12 protein-coding genes are annotated in these 10,717 nt (G+C 68.9%); 5 read left to right on the top strand and 7 right to left on the bottom strand.

Going from position 1 to position 10,717, the window contains the following annotated elements:
- Positions 1–134: 134 nt before the first annotated feature.
- Positions 135–974, bottom strand: coding sequence for a CoA transferase subunit A (locus ACFHNC_RS20055; protein ID WP_437171019.1), 840 nt, complete (start codon positions 972–974; stop codon positions 135–137).
- 93 nt (positions 975–1,067) lie between these two features.
- Here ACFHNC_RS20055 and ACFHNC_RS20060 point away from each other — a divergent pair, with 93 nt between their 5' ends.
- From ACFHNC_RS20060 to ACFHNC_RS20070, 3 genes are all read left to right on the top strand, one after another.
- Positions 1,068–1,619: a GNAT family N-acetyltransferase gene (locus ACFHNC_RS20060; protein WP_437171020.1), complete on the top strand. Its 552-nt coding sequence runs from the start codon at positions 1,068–1,070 to the stop codon at positions 1,617–1,619.
- Between the two features lie 40 nt (positions 1,620–1,659).
- Positions 1,660–2,361: a DUF3047 domain-containing protein gene (locus tag ACFHNC_RS20065; protein ID WP_437171021.1), complete on the top strand. Its 702-nt coding sequence runs from the start codon at positions 1,660–1,662 to the stop codon at positions 2,359–2,361.
- 74 nt (positions 2,362–2,435) lie between these two features.
- Positions 2,436–2,939, top strand: a complete 504-nt coding sequence (locus ACFHNC_RS20070) for a flavin reductase (protein WP_437171022.1) — start codon at positions 2,436–2,438, stop codon at positions 2,937–2,939.
- 76 nt (positions 2,940–3,015) lie between these two features.
- On the opposite strand, the gene ACFHNC_RS20075 is transcribed toward ACFHNC_RS20070, so the two are convergent.
- The 4 genes from ACFHNC_RS20075 to ACFHNC_RS20090 form a co-directional block, all read right to left on the bottom strand.
- Positions 3,016–3,864: a carbohydrate ABC transporter permease gene (locus ACFHNC_RS20075; RefSeq protein ID WP_437171023.1), complete on the bottom strand. Its 849-nt coding sequence runs from the start codon at positions 3,862–3,864 to the stop codon at positions 3,016–3,018.
- Positions 3,861–4,760 (bottom strand): carbohydrate ABC transporter permease, encoded by a 900-nt coding sequence (locus ACFHNC_RS20080; RefSeq protein ID WP_437171024.1) that lies wholly within the window; start codon positions 4,758–4,760, stop codon positions 3,861–3,863. The genes ACFHNC_RS20075 and ACFHNC_RS20080 overlap by 4 nt, the downstream gene beginning before the upstream one ends.
- Complete coding sequence (locus ACFHNC_RS20085; RefSeq protein WP_437171025.1) at positions 4,754–6,034, bottom strand: ABC transporter substrate-binding protein; 1,281 nt, start codon at positions 6,032–6,034, stop codon at positions 4,754–4,756. Before ACFHNC_RS20085 ends, ACFHNC_RS20080 begins: the two co-directional genes overlap by 7 nt.
- Before the next feature lie 107 nt (positions 6,035–6,141).
- On the bottom strand, positions 6,142–7,704 hold the full coding sequence (locus tag ACFHNC_RS20090; protein ID WP_437171026.1) for a sulfatase-like hydrolase/transferase: 1,563 nt from the start codon (positions 7,702–7,704) through the stop codon (positions 6,142–6,144).
- A 65-nt stretch (positions 7,705–7,769) separates the two neighbouring features.
- Here ACFHNC_RS20090 and ACFHNC_RS20095 point away from each other — a divergent pair, with 65 nt between their 5' ends.
- On the top strand, positions 7,770–8,729 hold the full coding sequence (locus tag ACFHNC_RS20095; protein ID WP_437171027.1) for a Bug family tripartite tricarboxylate transporter substrate binding protein: 960 nt from the start codon (positions 7,770–7,772) through the stop codon (positions 8,727–8,729).
- Positions 8,730–8,754: 25 nt separating this feature from the next.
- Here the strand turns inward: ACFHNC_RS20095 and ACFHNC_RS20100 are convergent, their stop codons facing one another.
- Together ACFHNC_RS20100 and ACFHNC_RS20105 are read right to left on the bottom strand one after the other, a co-directional pair.
- Positions 8,755–9,876: a branched-chain amino acid ABC transporter substrate-binding protein gene (locus ACFHNC_RS20100; protein WP_437171028.1), complete on the bottom strand. Its 1,122-nt coding sequence runs from the start codon at positions 9,874–9,876 to the stop codon at positions 8,755–8,757.
- 90 nt (positions 9,877–9,966) lie between these two features.
- Positions 9,967–10,269, bottom strand: coding sequence for a 4a-hydroxytetrahydrobiopterin dehydratase (locus ACFHNC_RS20105; protein WP_437171029.1), 303 nt, complete (start codon positions 10,267–10,269; stop codon positions 9,967–9,969).
- Positions 10,270–10,320: 51 nt separating this feature from the next.
- Between ACFHNC_RS20105 and ACFHNC_RS20110 the strand changes: the two genes are divergently transcribed.
- A partial coding sequence (locus tag ACFHNC_RS20110; protein WP_437171030.1) for a metallopeptidase family protein occupies positions 10,321–10,717 on the top strand: 397 nt, incomplete at its 3' end.

Consider the following 10,717-nt stretch of genomic DNA (forward strand, 5'->3'; position numbering starts at 1 on the left):
CCTCAGTCGCCGGGCGCGGCCTCCGGCTTCGGAGCAGCGCCCCGAATGGCTACGCGCCACTGGGCGCGGCGGCCAAGCGGCCGCTCGGCCGGCAAAGCCTGCCGGGCGCAGGTCATGAGTTTGCTTCATGGGTCTCATTCGGCCGCCTGCGCCCGGGTGTTGAGGACGTAGCGGTCCAGATACTCGGCAAACCCCGCCTCGGTCTTCGCCAGCCTTGCGTATTCCGCCACATGCACGGCATCGAAGGCGTACTCATCCAGCAGCGCCACCGGCCAGGCGCCGCGCTCGGCGACCGCCACTGCCTCGATATAGGTGCCGCTGATGAGGCCGGGTGCGAGGCGCTCATCCTCCAGCATGTCGCCCTTCACCAGCCGCTCCACCGTCGCCAGCACGCGCTTGCTGGCATGGGCCAGGGTGGCGCATTCGCGGCGGCGGCCGACCCAGACATTGCCGGCCTCATCCGCCATCACGCCATGGATCAGCGCCACATCGGGCGACAAGGCCGGCAGCAGCACGATGGGGTCGGACACGCCGTCGCCCATCGGGTTCGGCACCACCTTCCAGTCGGGGCGGTTGGCCAGGATGTCGCTGCCGATCAACCCGCGCAGCGCCATGAAGGGAATGCCCTTCTCGGTCGCCTGCAGCATGGAATGGATCGCCGGGCAGGTGGCGTCCCGCACCTTGATGGTGCCCGCCTTCAACGCGGCGGAAAAGCGCGGTGCGAAGCCGGCCTCGCCGAGCGAGACGGCGCTGGTCTCCACCTCCGCCACGCAGCCGGCGCCGATCAGCAGATCGGTCGCGAAGCCGGAAACCGGCACGCCGAGCAGCCGCAGCCGCTTCGCACCGCGTCGCACCAGGGCGCGGGCGAGCGCCACGGAGGGCAGCGAATTGTCGGGGGGAAGGGCCAGCAGCGCGCCATCCGGCACGGTGGCGGCCAGGCTGTCGGGGGTGTCCCTTGGCGTTTGAAGGGTCATGTGACGGTCCTCATACACCCTACCTACGCTGGGTTGCCGCGCGCGCGAAGGGGTTGCATGGCAAAGCGGCCATGCCGGCGCTAGCTTGGCGCCATGTTCCTGCAAGGCCCCCGCCTCACCCTTCGCCCGCTGACGCCGGCGGATCGCGACGCCGTCTTCGCCATGAATGGCGATGCGGCGGTCATGCGCCACTTCCCCGCGCCGATGACGCGCCCGGAAAGCGATGCCTGGGTGGCGCGGCTGATCGCGCACCAGCAGGATCGCGGCTTCTCCTTCGGCGCGGTGGATCTGCCGGGCGCGGGCTGCGTCGGCGTGGTCGGGCTGCTGGATGTGCCCTGGCAGGCGCCCTTCACCCCGGCCACCGAGATCGGCTGGCGCATCGCCCCCACCCACCATCGCCAGGGGCTGGCGGAGGAAGCGGCGCGACTGGCGCTGGCATATGGCTTTGGACGGCTGCGCCTGCCGCGCATCGTGGCCTTCACCCCGCCGGCGAACGAACCCTCCTGGCGGTTGATGGAGCGGCTGGGCATGCAGCGGCAGGGCGAGTTCGGCCACCCCCGCCTGGCACCGGACCACCGGCTGCATACCCAGCTCTGGTACGAGCTGCGGCGCGAGGATTGGATGGCGGCGCGCCTGCCTGATTGAATTGCTTGCCTAAGGCGCGGCTTAGTCACATTTTGGCAATATGAAGCGACTTGCCCTCGCGCTGGCCGTGGCCTGCGCCACCCCGCTGCTCACCGCCGCCATCTCCCCGGGCCGGACCTCTCCGGATCTGGAGCGGCTGGGCTGGCGCAAGGTGGAATGGCAGGGCATTCCGCCGGCCAACTTCACCGCCACGCCCTCCGGCGGGGTGCGGGTGCAGGGGCAGGGGCAGGCCGGCTTCGTCTACCGGCCCCTGCAGGGTGCCGCTTCCTGCCTCGCCTGGCGCTGGCGCGTCGATGCCGGGCCGCCCGCCACCGACCTGACCCGCAAGGGCGGCGATGACCGGGCCATCTCGCTGACCGTGGGGTTCGCCGATTACGGGCCGCAGGCCGGCTTCGGCGCACGGGCACAAATGGCGGTGGCCCAGGCGGTGGCGGGCGACCACCGCCTGCCGCGCAGCACCCTGTCCTATGTCTGGGGCGGCACGGGGCGTGAGGGTGCGGGCCAATTCTTCACCAGCCCCTACGGCCCGGCGGCAATATCGCGCACGCGCATCCAGCGCCCTGCCAGCAGCCCGCAAGGGCGATGGGTGGAGGAGAAGGTGGATCTTGGCGCCGATTGGCGCAGCGCCTTCGGCGGCGCCACCGTGCCGGCCTTGCAGGAGGTGGCGATCTCCACCGATGTGGACGACACGAACAGCCCCATCGATGCGCGGGTGGAGGATATCCGGCTGGTGCCCTGCTGAACGCGGCTTCCCATTCCAGCGTCGCCAACCCATCTTGGCCGTACGATAGGCGCCTGATGGATGACAGATACAGCATGACCGTAAGCCGGGACGAATTCCGCGATGCCATGGCGCGCCTGGGGGCTGCGGTGAATGTGGTGACCTCCGCCGGGCCGGCCGGCCGCGGCGGCTTCACGGCGAGCGCGGTGTGCAGCGTGACGGACGACCCGCCGACATTGCTGGTGTGCCTCAACCGATCCTCATCCGGCAATGCGCTGTTCAAGGCGAATGGCGTGCTGTGTGTGAATGCGCTTTCGGCCGACCAGCACGCGATCTCGGATGTTTTTGCCGGGATGGGCGGGCTGAAGGGGGAGCGCCGCTTCGAGTTCGGCGAATGGTCGACGTTGCGCACCGGCGCCCCGGTGCTGGATGCGGCCGCCGTGTCCTTCGACTGCCGCATCGCTGATGTGGTGGAGAAGGGCACGCACAGCGTGATCTTCGCGGAGATCGAGGCGATCCGGCAGGGCGTGCCTGGCCGCGCGCTGATCTGGTATGGCCGCGGCTACCACCCGGTCGGCCATGACGAGGCCGCTTTCTGATTATCCTCAAGCGCCGGCGCTGCGCCTGGCTCGCCGCATAAGCGGCGAGGCCGGCTTCACCAGCCGCAGCTTCCACTCAGCCCTTCACCGCCCCGGCGGTGAGGCCGGAGACGATGCGGCGCTGAAACACCAGCACCAGCCCGATCAGCGGCACGGTGACGATGACGCTGGCGGCCATGATGCGCCCCCAGGGCAGCTCGAAGCTGCTGGAGCCGCTGATCAGCGCAATCGCCACCGGCACCGTTCGCATGTCGTCCGTCAGAGTGAAGGTCAGCGCGAACAGGAACTCGTTCCAGGCGGCGATGAAGGCGAGCAGGCCGGTGGTCACCACGGCCGGGCCCATCAGCGGCAGGAAGATGCGCGTCAGCACCACGAAGGGGCTGGCGCCATCCATCACCGCCGCTTCCTCCAACTCCACCGGCAGTTCGCGCAGGTAGGTGGTCAGCACCCAGACGGTGAAGGGCAGCGTGAAGATCAGGTAGCTCAGCGTCAGGCCGAACAGGTTGTTGTACAGGCCCAGGGCGCGGATCAGCTCGAACAGACCGGACAGCACCGCCACCTGCGGGAACATCGATACGCCAAGGATCACCAGCAGCAGCGTGGACCGCCCGCGGAATTGCACGCGCCCCAGCGCGAAGGCCGCCGTGACGCCGAGGAACAGCGACAGCGCCACCACGGACCCGGCGACGAAGACGGAGTTCAGGATGTTCCGGCCGAAGGGCTGTTCCTGGAACACGGCGGCGTAGTTCGACCATTCCGGCGCGCTCGGCCAGGCCTCCACGCTGAACAGCGCGGCACCGCCCTTCAGCGAGGACACGACGGCCCAGTAGAAGGGAAACACCGTGTAGGCGACGATCACCAACACCAGCAGGAAGAAGGCGGCGCGGCCCAGAAGGCGCGCGGGCTTCCAGCGCATCTTCCTCATCGTCCCGGCTCCGCCCCCAGCCGCACGCGGCCGAAGGTGATGAACAGCGCGGTGACGATGGCGATCACCAGGAACAGCCCGGAGGCGGCGGCGGAGCCGTAGCCGACATCCTGGAAATCCACCAGCTGCTGCCGCGCATAGACGGACATGGAAGCGGTGGCGCGGCTGTTGCCGGTCAGCACATACATCAGGTCGAACACCCGCAGCGCATCCAGCGTGCGGAAGATGATGGCCACCATCAGCGCCGGCCAGATCAGCGGCAGGGTGATGCGGAAGAAGCGCCCGACCGGGCCGAGGCCGTCGATCTCCGCCGCCTCATGCAATTCCTCCGGCAGCAATTGCAGCGCGGCCAGGGTCAGCAGCGCCATGAAGGGCGTGGTCTTCCACACATCAACGGCGATGACGGCGGCGAGTGCGGTGGCATGGTTCGCCGTCCAGGCAACGGGTGCCGCGATCAGCCCGAGCCAGACCAGCATCTCGTTGATGACGCCATACTGGTCATGCAGCATCCAGCCCCACATTTGCGCCGAGACCACGGTGGGGATCGCCCAGGGAATCAGCATGGCCGCGCGCAGCACGCCGCGGCCGCGCATCCGCGCATTCAGCACCAGGGCGATGATGATGCCGAGCAGCGTCTCCAGCGTGACCGACACGCCGGCGAAGACCAGCGTGTTCCGCACCGCGACCCACCAGTCGGGATCGGTGAGCAGGAAGCCATAATTTTCCAGGCCGATGAAGGCGACATCGTCCAGCAAATCCAGCCGCGCATCGGTCAGCGAGAACCAGATGGTCCGCGCCAACGGCCAGCCGGCGATGCCCGCCAGCGTCAGCAGTACGGGGGCCAGGAACAGCCAGGCCGTACGGCTTCTCTGCCGCGCCAGCGGGGACGCTACCAACGCCCGTTCCGACCAATACGCCGCAGGTTGCGGTCCAGCCGCGACAGCGCCGCCGCCGGCTCGACCTGGCCCGACAACACCTCATGCACCGCATTCCAGAATTCCGCCGAGACCTGGTTGTAGCGCCCGCCGGTCACACCGGAGGGCCGCGCCACGGCGTTGACGAAGGTCTCGTACAGATCGCCGAAGAACGGATTGGCGGCGAGCACCTCGGCATCCTGGTACAGCGCGGCGAAGGTCGGGTTGAAGCCGCCGGCAATGGCGCGGCGCTTCTGCTCCGCCTGGCTGGTCAGATAACGGACCAGGGCGATGGCCTGCTCCGGGTGGCGGGAATAGCGGGAGACCGCCAATTGTTCTCCGCCCAGCGTCGCCACATGCCGGCCCTCCGCCCCGCCCCGCGGCAGCACGGCCACGCCCACCTGGCCGCGCACGGTGCTGTCCTCCGCGTTCACTAGCGGCCAGGCATAGGGCCAGTTGCGCATGAAGACGGCGTTGCCGGATTGGAAGGCGCCGCGCGCTTCCTCCTCGGCGTAGTTCAGTACACCGGTCGGCGCGATGCCACCGATCCAGGAGGCTGCCTGGGCGAGCGCCGTGGCCGCCTGGGGATTGTCGATGCTGACCTTGCCATCGGCCTCGACGATGCTGCCGCCGCCATGGCTCGCCACCCATTCCAGCGCATTGACCGTCAGCCCCTCATAGGCGCGGCCCTGGAAGACGTAGCCCCACATCCGCGAATTCCCGGCATCGCGTTCCGCCTGCATGATGATCTGCGCGGTCTCGGCGAGGTCGGCCCAGCTTTGCGGCACCGGGCGGTTGTGTTTCTCCAGCAGGTCCCGGCGGTAGTACAGGACGCCGCCATTGGTGAACCACGGCACCGCCACCAGCCGGCCCTGCACCGTGTTGTTGGCGACCAGGGCGGGAAACACGCCGTCCGTTTCCGCCCGTTCGCCAAGGTCGAGCAGGTGGTTCGCCAGGGTGCCGGGCCAGACCACATCGATCTGCAGCACATCGATATCGGCGGATCGGGCCGACAAAAGCTGCTGGTACAGCGCCAAGCGCTCGGTGCTGCCGCTCGGGGTGGAGACGAGGGTGACCTGGTTGCCGGTCTCCCGCGCCCAGGCCTCGGCGCCGTCGCGGCACATCTGGAATTCGACGCCGACGGCGCCGCAGGAAATCGCCAGCGTCACCTGGGCCTGGGCCTGGGCCTGGGCCTGGGCCGGATGGGCTGAGAAGGCCAGGATGGCGCCCAGCAGCGCGGTTGCGATTTTTCTCATCTTGTGTCCTCCCCGGGCGCAGAACTCGATGGCGGGTCAGGACACCAAACGCGATGCGGGCGGCCGGCGCAACACGCGCTCCCCACAAGCTGACGAGAGGGCGGCCCCTACCACTCCCCGTAGAAGACACCCGCGGCCTTGTGCCGGTCCGTCCGCAACTCCGCCTCCGCCCAGGTCAGCGTGGTGCGGCGCTTCAGGCCGGTGAACCAGGTGAGCAGCCTTTCGCGCATCGCCGCCCGCACCGCCTCATGTGCCGGATCGGCGCCAAGATCGAAAAATTCCTCCGGGTCGGATTGCAGGTCGAATAGCTGCGGGCGGTAGCCGCTGGTCCAGTGGATGTACTTCCAGCGCGTGTCGCGGAGCATCCAGGCATGGTGCTGGCCGGTCGGCAGGCCGAGCCGCCGGCGTGCGCCGCGAAAGGTCCAGTCGAGCTCGGAGACCACCGCATCGCGCCAGCCCTCCGCCGTGCCGCGCGTCAGCCCGAGCAGGGACCGCCCCTCCAGCAGATGCGGCGCCGGGGGCAGCGCCAGGGCATCGAGGAAGGTGGGCACCAGGTCGATCGCCTCCACGAAGCGGTCATCGACGGTGCCGCGCGTGGCATCCGCCGCCGCCGAGGGGTCGTAGACCAGCATCGGCACGCGCTGCACGCAGTCGTGGAACAGCTCCTTCTCCCCCAGCCAATGGTCGCCGAGGTAGTCGCCATGGTCGGAACAGAACACCACCAGCGTGTCCTTCCACCGCCCCAGCCGCTCCAGCGCCTGCCACACCCGGCCCAGATGATCGTCGAGCTGCGTGATCAGCCCCTGATAGGCCGGGCGGACGGTGGTGATGCAGTCATCCGCCTGGAAGCTCTGCGAAACCTCCTCATTCTGCCATTCGCGCAGCAGCGGGTGTGCATCCGGCCCACGCTCATCCGGATGGCGGGAGACGGGCAGGCATTGGTTGGGCGAATACATGGCGTGGTAGGGCGCCGGCGCGATGTAGGGCCAGTGCGGCTTCACATAGGACAGGTGCAGCACCCAGGGCGTCTCGCCCTGCTGTTCCATGAAGGCGATGCCCTGGTCGGTGGTGTAGGCGGTTTCGCTGTGTTCCTCCGCCACCCGCGCCGGCAGGCGGGCGTTGCGCATCTTCCAGCCGTTGTGGACCTGGCCCTCGGCGTCCTGCACGGCGATGACGTAGTCGGTCCAGGGGTCCTTGCTGTCGTAGCCGCGGGCACGCAGCCATTCGGCATAGGCGCTGTCGGGTTCCGCGTGGTGGCCGTCATGCCGGTCCACCAGGGTGAACCAGCCCTCCTTCAGCAGCGCGGCCAGATCATGCTGCCCATCCAGTTGCAGCCGTTTCATGCCATGCGCGTCCGGCAGCACATGCGTCTTGCCTGCCAGGGCGAGCGTCCGGCCAGATTCGGACAAGTGCCAGCCCAGCGTCACCTCCCCCACCGACAGCGGCACGCGGTTATGCGTGGCACCGTGGGAGGAGACGTAGCGGCCCGTATAGTAGGACATGCGGGACGGCCCGCAGATGCCGGATTGGACATAGGCCTGCGAAAACCGCACGCCCCGCGCGGCCAGCGCATCCAGGTTCGGCGTCTTCAGGAAGGGGTGGCCGGCGCAGCCCAGATGGTCCCAGCGCAGCTGGTCGCACATGATGAACAGCACGTTGCGCGTGGCCATGAGCCTTGTTCCCCCCTATCGATGCCATCAGCATAGGCACCAAGCAGAAAACTGGGGAGGATCGGATGACCATTTCCCGCCGCACGAGCCTGGCCGCCGCGCTCGGCCTGGCCGCAGCGCCGGCGCTGGCGCAATCCGAGACGCTGCGCATCATCGCCGCCTTCCCACCCGGCGCGGCGCTGGACGGCATCGCCCGGCTGCTGGCGGAAGCGGCGCCGCGCCTCGGGCTCGGCAATGCGATGGTGGACAACCGGCCCGGCGCCAATGGCAATATCGCGGCCGGCCTGACCAGCCGCGCGGCGCCGGATGGCCGCACCCTGCTGCTGGCGATCGACAGCAGCTTCACGGTCAACCCGCATATCTACGGCAATCTCGGCTACGACCCGGCCTCGCTGCGGCCGGTGGCGGTGGCCGGCACCTATCCGGTGGTGCTGCTGGTGCACCCCTCTGCCGGCATTTCCACGCTGGCGGAATTCCTGGCCGCGGCGCGGCGCCAGCCCGTGCAGTATGCCTCCGCTGGCTATGGATCCCCCGGGCATCTGGCGATGGCGCATCTGGGCCATGCGCTCGGCCTGCCGGTGACGGCGCTGGAACACATCCCGTTCCGCGGCAATGCCCAGGCGGTGACGGAGCTGCTGGCCGGGCGGGTGCAGGCCGGTTTCATCGCCATCTCGGGCGGCGCGCAGTTCGTACAGGATGGCAGCCTGCGGGCGCTCGCGGTGTCAGGGCCGGAGCGTCTGGCGATGCTGCCGGATGTGCCGACGGTTGCCGAGCAGGGACATCCCGGCTTCGACATCCGCTTCGCCTATCTGCTGATGGCGCCGAAGGATGTGCCGGAGGCCGCCCGCACCGCCGCCGCGCGGCTGGTCGCCACCGTCTTCGCCGACCCGGCCGCGCAGGCCCGGCTGGCGAATTGGGCGGTGACGCCGGAGGCCGGCGATGGCGCCGCGGCGGAAGCCTGGGTGGCCCGCGCCTCCGCAAGGTGGCGGGAGGTGGTGCAGGCCACCGGGATGCGGGTGGACTGAGGGGCGGCCGAAGCCGCCCTCTCCCTCACATCTCGGCGTAGGTGCCGTTGCGCCAGACATAGAAGACGTAGTCCGGCACCGTGACATCGCCCTTCTGGTCGAAATTGATGTCACCCAGCACGCTGGCCCAGGGGCCGCCGGATTTCAGCAGCGCCGCGATGCGCCGCGGATCGGTGCCGTTCGCCCGTGTCGCCGCCGCGGCCCAGATCTGAAGCGCGGCATAGGTGTAAAGGACATAGCCCTCGGGATCGATGCTGCGGGCCTGGAAGCGCTGCACCACCTGCGCGGCGGTGGGGCGCTTGCGCGGGTCGCTGCTGAAGGTCATCAGCGTGCCCTCACCGGCCGCGCCGGTGATCTGCCAGAATTCGTTGGTCACCAACGCATCGCCGCCGATCAGGGTCAGGTTCATCCCGACCTCCTTCGCCTGGCGCAGGATCAGGCCGGATTCGGTGTGGTAGCCGCCGACATAGACCACGCCGATATTCGCCTGCTGGAGGCGGGAGACGATGGCGGAATAGTCACGCTCACCGGGCGTGTAGGCGGAATACAGCGCCTCCGTCACGCCGGCCGCGTTCAGCGACTTCTTTGTCTCCTCCGCCAGGCCCCGGCCATAGGCGGTGTTGTCGTGCAGGATGGCGATGCGGCGGTCGCGCATGTTCTGCGCGATGTAGCGCCCGGCCACCAGGCCCTGCTGGTCGTCCCGGCCGCAGACGCGGAAGGTGTTCCAGTCCCCGCTATCGGTGAAGGCCGGGTTGGTCGAGGCCGGGCTGATCTGCAGCACGCCTTCCTCGGCATAGACCTTGCTGGCCGGGATCGAGCTGCCGGAGCAGAAATGCCCCGCGACAAGCGCCACGCGGCGGGAGGAGAGCTGGTTCGCGACCGAGACCGCCTGGCGCGGGTCGCAGGCATCGTCACCGATCTCGAGCGCCAACTGCCGGCCGAGCACGCCGCCCGCCGCATTCAGATCCGTCACCGCCTGTTCGGCGCCGGCGCGCATCTGGGTGCCGAAGGTTGCGTATTGTCCGGTCATCGGCCCGGCGGTGGCGACGCGGATCGGGCCGGAGCCCTGGGCGAAGGTGTGGCGCCCGCTGGCCAGCAACATCGGCGCTGCCAGCGTGCTTCCCAGAATCGTCCTGCGCTTCATCATCCCGACCTCTCCCTTGTTGCGGCGCCTTCGGCGCGGTGGCGAAAGGGTAAGCGAGAGACCGGGCCGCTGGCCAGCTTCCTTACACAGGCGTCACAGGGGCGTCCGCGGCGCGATGGCATCAATAGCCTGCGCCAAGGCGACGTCGCGCTCCGACAAACCGCCAGCATCATGCGTGGTCAGCAGGATCTCCACGCGGTTCCAGACATTCGACCATTCGGGGTGGTGATCGTGCTTCTCCGCCAGCAGCGCGACGCGGCTCATGAACCCCCAGGCGGCGGAAAAATCGGCGAAGCGGAAGCGGCATCTCAGGGCGTCCCGCCCTTCCACCATCTGCCATTGGGGCAGGATATGCGGCAGTTCGGCACGGGCGGCGGCATCGAGCGGGCGGATCATCGGGCTTCTCCGGACTTGACGGCGGGCGCGCCGGCGGGAAGGAAGCGAGCCATGACCCGCTTCAACCACCCCCCGACGCTGGAAGACATCGTCGAGATGGCCGAGCAGGCCTTTTCCGCCATCCCCAAGGAGCTGCGCGATCTGGTGCGCGGCACCGCCATCGTGGTCGAGGAGGTGGCGGATGACGAGACCGCGGCCGAACTCGGCTTCGAGAGCCCCTGGGCGCTGACCGGCCTGTATCGCGGCACGCCGATGACGCAGAAAAGCGTCTTCGACGCCCCCGGCGACCCGGACACCATCACCCTGTATCGCGAGCCGATCCTGCTGGAATGGGTGGAGACCGGCGAGGATTTGTTCCGCCTGGTCCGCAACGTGCTGATCCATGAGATCGCGCACCATTTCGGCTTTTCGGATGATGACATCGACCGGCTGGAGGGCGAGGGGGAGC

Origin of the sequence: Falsiroseomonas sp. E2-1-a4, from assembly GCF_051433165.1 — a bacterium.
In the GTDB taxonomy this organism is placed as follows: Bacteria; Pseudomonadota; Alphaproteobacteria; order Acetobacterales; family Acetobacteraceae; genus Falsiroseomonas.